Below are 14674 nucleotides of genomic sequence, written 5' to 3'. Positions count from 1 at the left end.
CACGGGATCGCCGTAAGGGCCTTCGCAAACCGTAGCCCAGTGCGGGCGGCGCCTTCCGTTCTGTCGGATGCTTTCTCATTCGGCTTCGTCCGAGAACCGCGCCGACCAGCACAGACGGCGAGCGAACGGCCATCTTGACAGGCAACCCGTCGGTTGCCTATGGTGCCGATAGGCAACCAAATGGTTGCGTGTTGGGGAGTCGCCGTGGACGAGGTGTTCAAAGCGCTGGCCGATCCGAGCCGGCGCCGGCTGCTGGACGGTCTCAACGCCCGGAACGGGCAGAGCCTGCGGGACCTGTGCGCCGGGCTCGACATGACCAGGCAGTCGGTCAGCAAGCACCTGGCGGTGCTGGAGGCCGCGAACCTCGTGACGACGGTGCGGCGGGGCCGCGAGAAGCTGCACTACCTCAACGCGGTGCCGATCAACGCCATCGCCGACCGCTGGATCAGCCGGTACGACCGGGAGCGGGCGCGGGCGCTGACCGATCTGAAGACGGCTCTGGAAGGAGCGACCGTGTCCGACAGCGCGTTCGTTTACACGATCTGGATCGAGACCACGCCGGAGCGGCTCTGGGAGGCGCTGACCGACCCGGCCTTCACGGCCCGGTACTGGGGCGTCGCCTTCGACACCGACTGGAAGCCGGGGTCGCCGATCACCTGGACGGAGAACGGCGTGACGATCAGCCACCCGGACCAGGTCGTCCTGGAGGCCGAGCCCTACCGGAGACTGGCCTACACGTGGCACACGTTCACGCCCGAGTGGGCCGAGGCCAACGGCGTGGCCGACGACATGCTGGCCGACCTGTCGAGCGACCCCCGGTCCAAGGTGACCTTCGAGCTCGAACCCAAGGACACGTCGGTCAAGCTCACCGTCCTGCACGACGCCGGGAAGCCGGGCACGGCGCTGATCGGCCTGGTGAGCCAGGGCTGGCCGCAGATCATGTCCGCGCTGAAGACGCTGCTTGAGAAGGAATGACCGGCGGCGTGCCGTCCTGCTACCGTCCTCTCTAAACGGGGAACTCCCCATTTAGAGAGGACGGGTATGCCGTTCACCATCGAGGACCGCCTGGCGATCACCGATCTGGTCTCCCTGCACGGGCATCTCACCGACGCCGGCGAGCTCGACCGCATGCGGGAGCTGTTCACCGAGGACGTCGTCTACGACGTCACCGATCTCGGCGGCGAGCCGATCGAGGGGCTCGCCGCGCTGCGGGACGCCGCGCTCGCGCTCGGCGCGGGGAACCCCGTCGGCCACCACGTCACCAACGTCGTGGTCGAGGCCGAGACCGCCGACCGGGCCCGCGTCCGCTCGAAGGGGATCGGCATCCGCACCGACGGCTCCTGCGGCAGCGTCACCTACGAGGACACCGCCGTCCGCCTGCCGGAGGGCTGGCGGATCACCCACCGCAGGATCCTCGCCCGCCGCGTCCCGCTGAACGGCGGCGACTCCACCTGATCTTGAAGCGCCCGAGCCGCCGCCACCCCTAGCATGGAGGCCGCCCGCCTGATCCGATGCGAGTGGAGCCGTCCCCGTGCGCGAGATCGCCGTCTTCAGTGGCAGTGCACACCCCGAGCTGGCCGCCGAGGTGTGCGCGCATCTGGGGGTGCCGCTGAGCCCGGTCCGCGTCGACCGGTTCGCCAACGACTGCATGGAGGTGCAGCTCCAGGCCAACTGCCGCGAGCGCGACGTGTTCCTGATCCAGCCGCTCGTCGCGCCCGTCCAGCAGCACCTGGTCGAGCTGCTGCTGATGTGCGACGCCGCGCGCGGCGCGTCCGCCGCCCGCATCACCGTGGTGATGCCCCACTACTCCTACGCCCGCTCGGACAAGAAGGACCGCCCGCGCATCTCCATCGGCGGGCGCCTCGTCGCCGACCTGCTCGTCACGTCCGGCGCGAGCCGCGTCCTCGCGATGACGCTGCACTCGCCGCAGGTGCACGGGTTCTTCTCCGTGCCGGTCGACCACCTGCACGCGCTGCGCGAGCTGGCCGCGCACTTCCGCCGCTACGACCTGTCGCGGACGACGGTCGTCTCGCCGGACCTCGGCAACGCCAAGGAGGCCGCCGCGTTCGCCCGCCTCCTCGGCGTCGGGGTCGCCGCCGGCGCCAAGCAGCGCTTCTCCGACGACCGCGTCGTGATCAGCACCGTGATCGGCGAGGTCGCCGGCCGCGACGTGATCGTGCTGGACGACGAGATCGCCAAGGGCAGCACCGTCCTGGAGCTGCTGGACCGGCTGCGCGAGCTCGGCGCCCGCTCGATCCGGGTGGCCTGCACCCACGGCCTGTTCGCCGCCGGGGCCCTCAAGCGCCTGGCGGCCGAGCCCGACGTCCTGGAGATCGTCTGCACCAACACGGTGCCCGTCCCGGACGGCGAGCACGAGGGCAAGCTCCAGGTCCTGTCGATCGCCCCCGCCCTCGCCGAGGCCGTCCGCCGCATCCACGACGGCGAGTCCGTGAGCGCCCTCTTCGACGCCCCCTGACCGGCGGCGGCGTCCGCCCGGTCAGGCGCGGCGGCTCGCGCGGTACTCGGCGGCTTCGGGCAGCTCGGTGTATTCGAGCAGATGGCTGCCCGCCATGCGTTCGAGCACGCCGCGCACCTCGGCGGGCGTGGCGTGGAAGAACTCGCGGCGGAGGTTGACCCGGTTGACGCGCTGCTCGGCGAACTCCTGGTGGAGGGCGTTCTCCAGGCCGACGGCGTCCTCGCTGAAGATGAGCGCGTGGACGTCGAAGCGGAAGGGGACGGACGCGTCGCCGAGCTCGCGGACCCGGTCCATCGGCTCCAGGCGGCGCGTCATACCGATCTTCACCATGCGCTCCCCGAACGCGCCGATGTTGGAGATGACGTAGACGTAGCCGGCGCGGACGTTGGCCGCACGGCCCTCGACGTCGGAGATCGCGTTCTCGACGTCCGCCAGCCTGGAGCGCAGGTCGGCGGCGCCCGCCTCGTCACCCCTGGCCTCCAGGCGGGCGAGGGCGGACTCGACGTGTGAGCGTTCCTTCAGCAGCCGCGCCTTCTCACGCTCGAAGTCCCTGCGCGCCTTCTCCTCCTCACGCTGGCGTTCCCGTTCGGCGCGGATCCGCTCCTTCTCCTCCTCGGCCTTCGCGAGGTGGTCCGCCGTGAGTTCGAGCTCCTTGACGCGGATCTGGCGGTACTCGCGGCTCACCCGGATGTCCATCGTCTTGCCGAGGCGCTCGATCGTCTGCGCGCTCCTGTCGAGCCTGTCGATCGCCGACTGGAGCCTGTACGGACGCATCGTCCGGACGAGGTTGTCCGCCTCCGCGTTGTAGGCGCGCAGCATCAGACGGGAGAAATCGCGCACCATCTTGCCGCCCTGGCTCGCCGAGCCGTTGACCGTCCAGTCGGTCGTCGCCACGACCGCCTTGCCGTTGCGGGCCATCGCCTTGATCCGGTCCTTCACGCGGGCCAGCTCGGCCTTGTAGGCGACGACATCGGCCAGCGGGTGCTGGTACTCATAGACGCCGGCCTCCTGGAGGAGGGCGAGGTCCTCCGTCTCGACGATCTCTCGGCGCAGGCGCTCAAGGCGGAGGCGCGCCTTCTCCTTCTCGCGTTCCACATCGGCCGCCTCCGAGCGCAGCCGCTCGATCTCGGCGGCGACCTCGCGGGCCCCGAGCCCGCCGAGCCGCTCCAGCCACGTACGCAGCTCGGCGTTCTCCGCCTCCAGCTCCTCGATGCGCTGCTTCCTTCCGCCGAACCCCGGCATGCTCCTGGACGGCCCGGAAGCAGGCGGCCCGGGAGTAGGCAGCGCGGGAGTAGGCAGCGCGGGGCGGGCCGGTGCGGGCGGAACCGGTGCCGGGGCCACCGGTGCGGGCGCGGGCGGCATCGCCGCGGCCGGGGCCGCCGGAGGTGCTGGAGGCAGCCAGAACTGCCAGTCCGGCGGCGCGGGAGGCCAGCTCGGATCCGGCTGCCAGCCGGGCGAAGGCGTCCATCCCGGTGGCGGTGCGGGCCATGTCGGCGGCGGGTTGTAGCTCCAGCCCGGTTGCGCCGGCGCCGGCGCTGAAGGAGGTGCGGCGGCCGGGAGGGGCGCAGGGGCCGGACTCGGCGTGGGAATCGAGACGGGTGCCGGTGCAGGGGGCTGTGCGGGAGCGGGGACCGCGGGCCTCGGGTGCGGCGGCCGGATGCTGCTCTGAATGAGTTCGCGGACGCGAGGAGCGTCCTGCTCGTGCAGGTCGCCGAAGTCGGTCTCGGTGCCCGACTCGTCACGTGTCACGAGGAACCAGCGTTGCTTGTACGACCGCCGGAGCTCGACGGCGGCGACCGCGTCCAGGGGCGTCTCTTGCCGGGGCCCCTCCTGGGCCAGCTTCTCCGCGGCGAAGCCGAGGATCCTCTGGTCGGTCACGAGGACATGCGTGAGGGTGGGGAGCGCCTTGACGGTCGTGGCAAGCGCCAGGGCCGTCTCGCCTTCTCCGAGGAACAGGTGACACAGCCGCAAGAGCCGTGTCGTTCCGCCGGGGTCGACGTCCACTCCGATGTAGCCGGGCCTTGGCACGTCTCGCACTGCCATCGCGTCCTCGCAACGTCGCCTCAGGGCGGACGCGGGAGCGGGCCGGACTCGAACATGCCGGGCTCCCCGTGCCGCCGCCTTCCGGAGCTGTCGAGGGGAGCGCCCGACTACCGTGGGACGGTTCGTCCGGTGCGGCGGTTTACGGGAGCGGCGGGAGCGACATGGGAGCCGTGGTCAGCGGTGTTTGCTGTTGCTGCCCGGTTCCTCCTCGCCGTCCGAGGTGGGCTCCATCTCCAGGTACTCGTCCTCGGGCCACAGCTCGTCGGCGAGGCAGGCGAGGTACTCCTCGTCGCCGGGGTCGAGTTCGGCCGTCATCGACTCGGGGTGGACGTCGGGCGGCGGGCCCGAGGCGTCGTCGGGGGACTCGTCCGCGGCGGGGGACGGGGCCATCGGGCGGAACAGGTTGGGCAGGCACAGGCCGAACAGGGCGACCAGTGACACGAGGACCAGGAATGCGATCACACCACCCCGTCCTTTCGCGGTCGAGTTTCGCACGATTCCTGCGTAAGTAGCAAAACAGTAGAACGCTACCCAAGTGATCGATCGGATGGGAGCCCGACATGCGAACTTCCGGAGACGATCGGCCCGCCCGGCACCGGGACGGGCGGCGCGCGGCGCCCGCGGTGGACGAACGGGCCCGCGAGCTGGCCCGGGTCGTCTGGGACCATCTCGTGCTCACCGACCTCCCTTCCAAGGCTGACGTGCTCCTCGCGCTGGGCTGCCACGACACGCGGGTGGCGGCGCACGCGGCGCGGCTTTGGCGCGATGGCCGGGCGCCGCTGGTAGTGGTCTCGGGTGGCAATGGCAAAATAACGGCCGGGTGGGACGAAACGGAGGCGCGCGTGTTCGCGCGGGTCGTCCTGGCGGCGGGAGTGCCCGAGGACGCCCTGCTGCTGGAGGAGACGGCGTCCAACACCGGAGAGAACATCACCGCGACCCGGGCGCTGCTGGATCGGCTGGGCATCGCGGTGCGGCGGGGGATCCTGGTCGCCAAGCCGTACATGACGCGCCGGGCGCTGGCGACGGCGCGGCGGCAGTGGGCGGACGTCGCGTGGCAGGTCACCGGACCGGACCTCGGCTACGACGCCTACCGGGACGGCGGGGACGAGCGGCAGCTCATCGAGTTGATGGTCGGAGACCTCCAGCGCATGGTCGTCTACGCGGAGCGCGGCCACCAGGTTCCGATGCCGGTTCCGGAGGAGCCGTGGGCGGCCATGGAAGAGCTGGCCAGGCTGGGTTTCGACCGCCATGTGATCCGGTGAGGGGATCTCCGGCGGGGGAGGGGGCCCTCCCGCCGGGGGCGCGGTTGGTGCACAATCGGCGCATGCGGACGATGCAAGTGCACACTTACTGCCGGATCTGCGAGCCCCTCTGCGGGCTGGAGGCGACGGTCCGGGACGGTGAGCTGCTCCAGATCCGGCCGGACCGGGAGCATCCGCTGTCCAAGGGCTTCGCCTGCCCGAAGGGCATCGCGATGGCGGAGGTGCAGAACGACCCCGACCGGGTCCTGCATCCGCTGCGTCGCCGTCCCGACGGCGAGTTCGAGCGGGTGAGCTGGGACGAGGCGCTCGGCGACATCGCCAGGCGGCTGAACGCGATCCGCCGCGAGCACGGCGGGTCGTCCATCGGCTGGTACTTCGGGAACCCGGCGACGTTCTCCTACAGCCATCCGCTGTGGATGAACTCGTTCATGGCCGCGCTCAAGTCACCGCACGTCTACTCGGCCGGGTCGCAGGACGTCAACAACCGCTTCGCCGCCAGCGCGCTGCTCTACGGGGCGCCGGTGCTCGTCCCGATCCCCGACCTCAAGCGGACCGACCTGCTGCTCATGCTCGGCGCCAACCCGCTGGTGTCGCACGGCAGCCTCATCACCGCCCCGCGCATCCGCGAGGACCTGTCGGCGATCGTGCGCCGCGGCGGCCGGGTCGTGGTCGCCGACCCGCGCCGCACCGAGACCGCGCGGGCCTACGAGCACCTGCCCGTCGCCCCGGACGGGGACGCCTGGCTGCTGCTGTCCCTGCTGCACGTGATCTTCGCGGAGGGGCTGGAGGACGCCGCCGCGTGCGCCGGGCAGGCGTCCGGCACCGACCGGCTGCGGTCCCTCGCCGAGGGCTTCGCCCCCGAGGACACCGAGGCGCGCAGCGGCGTGCCGGCCGAGGACGCCCGGAGGCTGGCCCGGGACCTCGCGGGCGCCGGGCGCGCCGTCGTGTACGGGCGGACGGGCACCTGCCTCGGCCGCCACGGCACCCTCACCGCGTTCCTCATCGACGCCGTCACGCTGGTCACCGGGAACCTCGACCGGCCCGGCGGCGCGCTGTTCGGCGCGGCGCCGCTGCGCGTGGACGAGATCCTGCGGATGTCCGGGCTCGCCACCTACGGCCGGACGCGGTCGCGCGTCGGCGGCTACCCCGACGTCCTCGGCACCTTCCCCGCCGGCGTCATGGCCGAGGAGATCACCACACCGGGCCCGGGGAGGCTGCGGGCGCTCATGGTGTCGGCGGGCAACCCGCTGCTCAGCGTCCCCGGTGAGACGGCGCTCGGCGAGGCCATGGACGAGCTCGACCTGCTCGTCTGCATCGACCTCTACGTCAGCGACACGGGCCGCAAGGCCGACTACGTGCTGCCCGCCACCACGTTCCTGGAGCGCGAGGACTTCCCGCTGCCGTTCCTCCAGAACCACCTCACGCCCTACGTGACGTGGACGGAGGCGGTCGTCCCGCCGCGCGGCGAGGCCCGCCAGGAATGGGAGATCATCGAGGGGCTGGCCCGCCGGATGGGCCTCGGGCTCGGCGCGTTCGGCGTCCAGCGGCTCGCGCACCGCCTCGGCGTCCGGCCCTCGCCGCGGTTCCTCGTGGACGCCCTGATCCGCACCGGCCCGGCCGGCGACTGGTACGGGCTGCGCCGCCGCGGCCTCAGCCTGCGCCGGCTCCGGAAGGCGCCGCACGGCATCGTCCTGGGCGACCACCAGCGGACGGGCACGCTGCGCCGCCGCATCGTCCACAAGGACAAGCGCGTGCACCTGGCGCCGCCGGAGATCGTCGCGGAGGTCGAGCGGCTCGCCGCGGCCGCGGAGCCGCCGGACGGGTTCCCGCTGCGCCTGATCGGCCTCCGGGAGATCCGCTCGCACAACTCGTGGATGCACAACTCCCCGGCGCTGATGCGGGGCGGGCGCGCCCAGGCGGCGCGGATCAGCCCCAAGGACGCCGCCGAGTACGGCATCGCGGACGGGACGCTCTGCCGGATCACCTCGCCGCACGGGTCCATCGAGATCCCGGCGCGGGTCACCGACGAGATGACCGAGGGGACCGTCGCCGTCCCGCACGGCTGGGGGCACCGGGGCGGCTGGCGCCGGGCGAACGAGGCGGGCGGCGCGAACGTGAACGTACTGGCCTCCCCGGACCCCGCTGACCTGGAGCGGCTCGCCGGGATGGCCTGGCTGAACGCCGTCCCGATCAGGATCGCGCCGCTTGAGGGGGCGGGTGCCTGAGGGCGGACGGGGACCGCCCGCCCTGCGGCGGCGGGGTTCCGCAGGCGGCGGCGTCTGGAGCGCGGCGGTTCTAGACGGTGGTGGCCGGGCGGTGCGGTGCGATCGCGCGGCCGTCCGGCAGCAGCTCGCCGGTGTCCTCGAACACGACGGTGCCGTTGCAGAGGAGGCTCCACCCCTGCTCGGGGTGGTGGGCGACGATGCGGGCGGCCTCCCGGTCCGGTGCGCCGGACGCGGGGCAGGGCGGCTCGTGCGGGCAGGTCGGTGCGGGTGCGGTCACGGGATCCTCCACTACGTCCCGGTAATAGGGACATAGTTCAAGCCTGCCGCTGCCCGTCCGAAATATGCAAGTCTATGGGGAATTCTTTACCTTTCGAGGCGTGTGGCGGCCCGGAAGGCGGGGCATTTCGGGACGTTCAGTGCAGAAGATCGCCGTCCTGCTCGTCCCCGTGGTCGACGTCCAGGCCGACGACGGACGCGCAGCCGGTGCAGATCCACTCGCCGATGACGGCCTCCGGATTGGTCCCGTGCGTCCGGTAGGGGCGGTCGACCCTCCGGCGCCGCATGCCGTGCCCGCACGAGGGGTGCAGCAGCCGCCCGCACGCCGGGCAGGGCCACACGTCCTCGCGGCGGAGGTTGCACTGGGGGCACTCGGGCGAGTCGTAGAGCCCGGACGGGTCGAGGAGGCCCAACTCGACCCGCCATTCGTGCTCCAGGTCGAGGTACTCGTCACCGGGCCAGTGGTGGTCGGCCAGCCAGGCGAGGTACTCCTCGTCGCCGGGGTCGAGGACCGCCGTGAGCGACTCGGGGTGGCCGTGGGGGGAGCTGTCTCGGCGCCGGCCGTGCCGCGCGGTGGCCAGCAGCGTCAGCAGGCCGAGGAGCGCGGCCGCGGCCAGACCTGTCGCCAGAGGCATCGCGGCGTCCTTACATGATCTCGTGGCGGGAAAGTCCGATCATGAATTCACTTCACAAAACGCTGCGAACGCTACAAGAAGGGCTCTTAACGGAAAAGTCGATCAGAAAAACTTCTTGGCCGGACACGGTGTCCGAAACCTGCCGCCGCCATGGCCCGGAACCCGCCGCTGCCTGCGGGATCCCGGTCCGCCGAGCCTCCTCGTGCGGCCGCGGGCCCGGCACGGATTTCACTCTCCGCTTAATCCGCAGGTCGAGCGGAGGCCGCCTCCCTTCCGCACCTTCCGCCGGGGCGACCGAATGGCAAGCATTCCGTGACCGATCGATTACTCTCCGAAGTTGCGGGGTATTCGCCTCGGACCGGCCCGCGACAGGGCCCGCAGAACGGAGACTCCCATGCGCAAGGCAGCCCCCCTCGCCGTCGGTGCGGCGACCCTGATCCTCGGCGTGCTCGTCGCCGCGAGCCCGGCCCAGGCCGACGCCGGCGGCGACACCAACACCAACTCCAACACCCTGCTCAACGTCCCCATCGGCCTGTGCGGCGCCGACGCCAACGTGCTCGCGATCCCCGTCGACCTGATCCCGGTGGGGAGCGAGCAGACGGGGACCTGTGTGGGCCAGACGCAGTGATGACCGTCCGTAACCGGTCGTAGACCGGGGTGAGTCGGCCACCGCCATCTAAGGTTCCTGGGCGGCGGCCGACTCACCCCCTTGCCGTTCGAGGATGTTGCTCGGACGGAGTTGGGCGTCCCTTCACCCGTCGGAAACAGGCGCGACACGTGGGGATGGGGGAATGTCCCGCATGCGCGAGGAGACCGCCCCGTACGACGAGGTGCTCGCCCGGTTCCGCGGCGCCCGGCTCTACGCGCACGACGAGGACGGCGTCGCCTACCTGGCCGAGCGCGCCGGGATCCCCTACCTGCTCGTCCGGCCGCGGCCCGACGGCCCGGAGATGGTGGTGCTCGCCTTCGAGGACGAGCTGGAGCGCGCCGCGCACCTGGCGGCCCGGTCCCGCGCCGCCGTCAGTCCTTGCGTCCCAGCACGGCGACCATCTGCGTGTGCAGGGGATGCTCCAGCGGTCCCGGCGGCCCGTTCGGCCGCCACTCGGTCACGTGGGCCACTCCCGGTTCGAGGATCGTGAGCCCGTCCATGAACCGCTCGATCTCCGAGGCCGGGCGGAAGTAGGACCCGCCGAGCCCCGACTGGAGGACGCGCTTGGCCTCCTCCACGCGCGGGTCGTCGCCCGAGTCGTGCAGGTGGGTGAGCATGACGTGGCTGCCGCGCGGCAGGAACCGCAGCAGCCCGCGGACGACGCCCGCCGGGTCCCGCTCGTCCGGCACGTGGTGGATGATCGCGGCCAGGATGACGCCGACGGGCCGGTCCAGGTCGATGAGCGCGGTCAGCGCCTCGTCCGCGAAGATCTTGTCGGGCTCGTACAGGTCGCCCTGGATGAACGTGGCCACGCCCGGTTCGCTGAGCAGCGCCCGGCCGTGGGCCAGCACGATCGGGTCGTTGTCCACGTAGACGACGCGCGCGCTGGGCGAGGCGTCCCGGGCGTACTGGTGGACGTTGCTGGACGTGGGCAGCCCCGAGCCGATGTCGACGAACTGGTCGATCCCGGCCTCGCCCGCTAGGTAGGTCACCGCGCGTCCGATCGCGACGCGGTTGCCCTGGGCGACCACGGGGGCCTCCGGGACGAGCTGCATCACCATGTCGGCCACCTGCCGGTCGACGGCGAAGTTGTCCTTGCCGCCGAGGAAGTAGTCGTACACGCGGGCGAAGCTGGGCGTGGAGGTGTCGATGCCGGGAGGGGCCTCCTCCGGGATGTCCTCGACCACGGTGCTCCTTTCGTTCCCGGCCCGGCGGCGGCGGTGACGACGCTCTCGCACCTGGCCGGTGGCGACGCGCTCGCGTGGCGCCTGGCATCCCGCGGTGCCTGGGAGCGCTGTGAGCACAGCCTAGGACTGCCTTGCCCTGCCAGGTGGCGGTTTCGGCCCATCCGTGGCGTTCGACCTCCCGATGCACGCGGGCGCGGGTTCCTGCGGGCGCGGGTGTCGATCCGCGGGGTGCGGTTTTCCGCAGGGCGGGGGTGCGGCGCGCGGCCGGTCGTCCGGGCGGTGCGCTCCATGGTGGCGGCACCCCCCGGATTCCTAGCGTCGTAGGCATGATCGAGACGACGCACCTCCTCACCGCGGCGGCCGGGACCGAGCCGGCGGGCGGCATCGCGGGCTGGGCCACCGGACTGATGGACCGGATGGGCGCCCCCGGCGCCGGGCTGGCGATCGCGCTGGAGAACCTGTTCCCGCCGCTGCCGAGCGAGGTGATCCTGCCGCTCGCCGGGTTCACCGCGGCGCAGGGGCGGATGAGCCTGGTCGCGGCGCTGCTGTGGACGACGGCCGGGTCCGTCGCGGGCGCGCTGGCGCTCTACGGGATCGGCGCGCTGATCGGCCGGGACCGGATCCGGCGGCTGGTGGCGCGGCTGCCGCTGGTGAAGCTCGCCGACCTCGACCGGACGGAGGCGTGGTTCGCGCGGCACGGCGCCAAGGCGGTGTTCTTCGGCCGCATGATCCCGATCTTCCGCAGCCTGATCTCCGTCCCGGCCGGGGTGGAGCGGATGCGGATGGGCACGTTCCTGCTGTACACGGCGCTGGGCAGCCTGCTGTGGAACACGGCGTTCGTCCTCGCCGGATACGGGCTGGGCGACAACTGGCGGACGGTGGAGCAGTACGTCGGGATCTACTCCAAGCTGGTCGTCGCGCTGGTGGCGGCCGGGGCGCTGGCGTTCGTCGCCGTCCGTATCGTGAGGTCACGGCGGGCGGGGAAGGAGCCCGGGGCGCATCGGGCGGAGAAGCAAGGGATGAGAGAACTCGAACGTGATCGCATCTTCTGACGGCCAGGCCACCGCACCGCCGCCCGGCCCGGAGCACGGAGACGGTGGCAGTGGCCTGCGGCGGAGAGCGGGCGCGGTGGCGCGCGCCGTGGTCGGCCTCGCGCTCGGCGCCTGCTCCGCGGGCGCGGAGCTGGGGCTGCTGCTGGTGGCGGCGCCGGTCATGGTGTACGCGCTGGCCTTCTCGCGCGGCCGCCGGACGGTGCCGCGGTCGGTCGGGGACGGCGCGCTGCGGCTCGCGGAGCTGGAGCGGCGGCGGCTCGCGGCGTTCCTGGGGGAGGGGAGACCCGCCGAGTACGGGCCGCTGCGGGCGCTCGCCTACCTCGTCCTGCGGGTGCCGGTGGGGCTGCTCGGCGGGCTGATCCTGCTGCTCCTCGCGTACGGGGCGGAGGAGGCGGCCGGGCTGGCGTGGGGATGGTGGGTCACCGGCGACTACGTGGACGGCATCGCGCCGGAGTGGTGGATCGTCCTCTATCTGACCGCGGCGGGGCTGGTGCTGGCGTTCCTGGCCGCGCAGGGCCTCGTCGGCGTCGTGGCGCTGGAGCGTGCCGTGGCGCGGCGCTGCCTCGGGCCGTCCCCGCTGGCGGAGTACGAGCGCCGCATCGCGGAGCTGTCGGTCACCCGGGCGCAGGTGGTGGAGGCGGTGGACGACGAGCGCCGCCGCATCGAGCGCGACCTGCACGACGGCGTGCAGCAGCGGCTCGTCGCGCTGGGGATGCTGATCGGCCGCGCCCGCCGGGCGGCGGGCGACGCGGAGCGCGCGGCCGTCCTGCTGAGGCAGGCGCACGAGGAGGCGCAGCGCGCGCTCGGCGACCTCCGCGAGGTGAGCTGGCGGGTGTATCCGGCGGCGCTGGACGGCGAGGGGCTGCGGGCGGCGCTGGAGACGGTGGCGGAGCGGTCGCCGCTGCCCGTGGCGATCGGCTACGACCTTCCGGAGCGCCCGCCGCACGCGGTCGAGACGGCCGCCTACTTCGTGGTGTGCGAGGCCGTGACGAACGCGGCGAAGCACTCCGGCGCCGGGCGAGTGGAGGTCCGGGTCGCCGCGCACGAGCGCGCGGGGTGCGCGAGGATGGTGCGCGTGCGCATCGAGGACGACGGGACCGGGGGAGCCGACCCGCACGGCGGCGGCCTGGCGGGCCTGGCCCGGCGGGTGGCGGCGCTGGACGGGACGTTCGGCGTGGACAGCCCGCCCGGCGGCCCGACCGTGATCACCGCGGAGCTGCCGTGCGGCTGATCCTCGCGGAGGACTCGACGCTGCTGCGCGAGGGCCTGGTCCGCCTGCTGGCCGAGGAGGGGCACGAGGTCGCCGCGGCCGTCGGCGACGGCGACGCGCTGCTCGCGGCGGTGGCGGCCGGCCCGCCGGACGTCGTGGTCGTGGACGTGCGGATGCCGCCGACCCACACTGACGAGGGGCTGCGCGCCGCGCTGGAGATCCGGCGGCGTTGGCCGGAGGTCGGGGTGCTGGTGCTGTCGCAGTACGTGGAGAAGCGCTACGCGACCGAGCTGCTCACGTCCGACACCACCGGCGTCGGCTACCTGCTGAAGGACCGCGTCGCGCAGGTGGACGAGTTCCTCGACGCGCTCGACCGGGTCGGCGCGGGCGGTGCGGCGTTCGACCCCGAGGTGGTGCGCCAGCTGCTGAAGCGAAGCACGCACGTGGACCCGCTGAGCCGCCTGACGCCCCGGGAGCGGGACGTCCTGGACCACATGGCGCAGGGCCACACGAACGCCTCGGTCGCGGCGCAGCTCCACATCTCGCAGAGCGCGGTCGAGAAGCACGTCAACGCGATCTTCGACAAGCTCGACCTGTCGCGCGCGACCGGCTACAGCCGCCGCGTGCTGGCCGTCCTCCGCTACCTCGGCTCCTGAACCGCCACCGGACCCTCGCCGTCACGTTCCGGCGGCGCCCTCGGCGATGCCCTCGGCGATGCGCAGGGCCATCGCCATCACGGTGAGCTGCGGGTTGACCTCCGGGCAGGTCGGCAGGACGGACGCGTCGGCGACGTGGACGCCCCGCACGCCGCGGAGCCGCCCGTCCGGCGCGACGGGTGCCGCTTCCGCGTCGGCGCCCAGCTTCGCGGTGCCGGTCGGGTGGAACCCGGCGAGGTGCAGGTCGGCCGCGGGCGTGCCGGCGACCGCGTCCGCGAGTTCCGCGGCGGTCCGGGCGGCCGGGTGCCGGGGCAGGCCGGTGAGGACCTCCTCGGCGCCCGCCGCGAACAGCACCCGGCCCATCGCGACGAGCGCGCGGCGGAGGCGTCCGGCGTCGTCCGGGGCGAGGTCGTAGCGGAGCAGCGGGCGGTGCCGGGCGCCGTGCACCCGGCCGGACGGCGCGTCCGCGATCATCGCGCCGAGCACCGCGAGCCGGTCGGCGCTCGCGAGCTCGCGGCGCAGCGCCCGGCCGGTGCCGGGCAGCGGGAAGGAGCTCATGCCGGGCGGGCTCGCCGTGGCCTCGATCAGGATGCCGTCGGCGTGCAGCTCCTCGATGCCCACGCTCTGCATGACGCCCGTCCACGCCACGACGGGCTCGGCGAAGCGCCCGGCCAGGTTGGTGGCCGGGTGGACCGCCATGCCGCGGCCGAGCGCCGGATGCCCGCCGAGGCCGGACCGCCGCAGCAGCGGAGGCGTCTGCGTGGCGCCCGCCGCGACGACGACGCGCGGGGCGAGGATCTCGAAGGCCGACCCGTCGGGACGGCGCGCGCGGACGCCGGTCGCCGTCCCGCGCTCCACGAGGATCCGCTCCACGCGCGCCCGCGTCACGATCCGCGCGCCCGCCGCGCACGCCTGCGGGAGCGCGTTGAGGTGGACGCCGTTCTTCGCGTTGTGCGGGCATCCGGCGGCGCACTGTCCGCTGCCCGCGCAGCCGGGCGCGTTG

The 14674-nt window shown here is 73.1% G+C and carries 15 protein-coding genes; 9 read left to right on the top strand and 6 right to left on the bottom strand.

Features of this window, described 5'->3' with window-relative positions; translation table 11 throughout:
• Window positions 1-204: 204 nt before the first annotated feature.
• The 3 genes from E1300_RS13095 to E1300_RS13085 all read left to right on the top strand — a co-directional run bounded on the left by E1300_RS13095 (window position 205) and on the right by E1300_RS13085 (window position 2476).
• Window positions 205-975, top strand: coding sequence for an ArsR/SmtB family transcription factor (locus tag E1300_RS13095; RefSeq protein WP_131757256.1), 771 nt, complete (start codon window positions 205-207; stop codon window positions 973-975).
• Between the two features lie 66 nt (window positions 976-1041).
• Entirely contained in the window at window positions 1042-1455 is a 414-nt protein-coding gene (locus E1300_RS13090) for a nuclear transport factor 2 family protein (RefSeq protein WP_131757255.1), read from the top strand.
• Between the two features lie 76 nt (window positions 1456-1531).
• Entirely contained in the window at window positions 1532-2476 is a 945-nt protein-coding gene (locus E1300_RS13085; RefSeq protein WP_131757254.1) for a ribose-phosphate diphosphokinase, read from the top strand.
• Window positions 2477-2497: 21 nt separating this feature from the next.
• Here the strand turns inward: E1300_RS13085 and E1300_RS13080 are convergent, their stop codons facing one another.
• Complete coding sequence (locus tag E1300_RS13080; protein ID WP_131757253.1) at window positions 2498-4519, bottom strand: SNIPE associated domain-containing protein; 2022 nt, start codon at window positions 4517-4519, stop codon at window positions 2498-2500.
• Between the two features lie 174 nt (window positions 4520-4693).
• Window positions 4694-4981: a hypothetical protein gene (locus tag E1300_RS13075; protein ID WP_131757252.1), complete on the bottom strand. Its 288-nt coding sequence runs from the start codon at window positions 4979-4981 to the stop codon at window positions 4694-4696.
• A 98-nt stretch (window positions 4982-5079) separates the two neighbouring features.
• On the opposite strand from E1300_RS13075, the gene E1300_RS13070 reads away from it, so the two are divergent.
• Together E1300_RS13070 and E1300_RS13065 are read left to right on the top strand one after the other, a co-directional pair.
• Complete coding sequence (locus E1300_RS13070; protein WP_131757251.1) at window positions 5080-5781, top strand: YdcF family protein; 702 nt, start codon at window positions 5080-5082, stop codon at window positions 5779-5781.
• 62 nt (window positions 5782-5843) lie between these two features.
• Window positions 5844-8006, top strand: a complete 2163-nt coding sequence (locus E1300_RS13065; RefSeq protein WP_131757250.1) for a molybdopterin-containing oxidoreductase family protein — start codon at window positions 5844-5846, stop codon at window positions 8004-8006.
• A 70-nt stretch (window positions 8007-8076) separates the two neighbouring features.
• Here the strand turns inward: E1300_RS13065 and E1300_RS13060 are convergent, their stop codons facing one another.
• Both E1300_RS13060 and E1300_RS13055 read right to left on the bottom strand, forming a co-directional pair.
• Window positions 8077-8283, bottom strand: coding sequence for a DUF5999 family protein (locus E1300_RS13060; RefSeq protein WP_131757249.1), 207 nt, complete (start codon window positions 8281-8283; stop codon window positions 8077-8079).
• Between the two features lie 136 nt (window positions 8284-8419).
• Entirely contained in the window at window positions 8420-8917 is a 498-nt protein-coding gene (locus tag E1300_RS13055) for a hypothetical protein (protein WP_242619122.1), read from the bottom strand.
• Window positions 8918-9311: 394 nt separating this feature from the next.
• Between E1300_RS13055 and E1300_RS13050 the strand changes: the two genes are divergently transcribed.
• On the top strand, window positions 9312-9545 hold the full coding sequence (locus tag E1300_RS13050; protein ID WP_131757248.1) for a hypothetical protein: 234 nt from the start codon (window positions 9312-9314) through the stop codon (window positions 9543-9545).
• Window positions 9546-9937: 392 nt separating this feature from the next.
• Here the strand turns inward: E1300_RS13050 and E1300_RS13045 are convergent, their stop codons facing one another.
• Window positions 9938-10753 carry an SAM-dependent methyltransferase gene (locus E1300_RS13045; RefSeq protein ID WP_131757247.1) on the bottom strand — a complete coding sequence of 272 codons (816 nt, stop codon included), beginning with the start codon at window positions 10751-10753 and terminating at the stop codon, window positions 9938-9940.
• A 326-nt stretch (window positions 10754-11079) separates the two neighbouring features.
• Here E1300_RS13045 and E1300_RS13040 point away from each other — a divergent pair, with 326 nt between their 5' ends.
• The 3 genes from E1300_RS13040 to E1300_RS13030 are packed head-to-tail and all read left to right on the top strand — an operon-like array spanning window position 11080 to window position 13671.
• Entirely contained in the window at window positions 11080-11805 is a 726-nt protein-coding gene (locus E1300_RS13040; RefSeq protein WP_131757246.1) for a DedA family protein, read from the top strand.
• Window positions 11789-13036 carry a sensor histidine kinase gene (locus tag E1300_RS13035; RefSeq protein WP_306440653.1) on the top strand — a complete coding sequence of 416 codons (1248 nt, stop codon included), beginning with the start codon at window positions 11789-11791 and terminating at the stop codon, window positions 13034-13036. Before E1300_RS13040 ends, E1300_RS13035 begins: the two co-directional genes overlap by 17 nt.
• Entirely contained in the window at window positions 13027-13671 is a 645-nt protein-coding gene (locus E1300_RS13030) for a response regulator (protein ID WP_165502811.1), read from the top strand. The genes E1300_RS13035 and E1300_RS13030 overlap by 10 nt, the downstream gene beginning before the upstream one ends.
• Before the next feature lie 21 nt (window positions 13672-13692).
• On the opposite strand, the gene E1300_RS13025 is transcribed toward E1300_RS13030, so the two are convergent.
• Window positions 13693-14674: GMC family oxidoreductase N-terminal domain-containing protein (locus tag E1300_RS13025; RefSeq protein ID WP_131757245.1), on the bottom strand; the 982-nt coding region annotated here is incomplete at its 5' end.

It is taken from the genome of Actinomadura fibrosa (genome assembly GCF_900659615.1).
Classification (GTDB): Bacteria; Actinomycetota; Actinomycetes; order Streptosporangiales; family Streptosporangiaceae; genus Spirillospora; species Spirillospora fibrosa.
The sequence above is the reverse complement of the archived record's forward strand: the minus strand, read 5'-3'. Positions and strand labels throughout refer to the sequence as shown.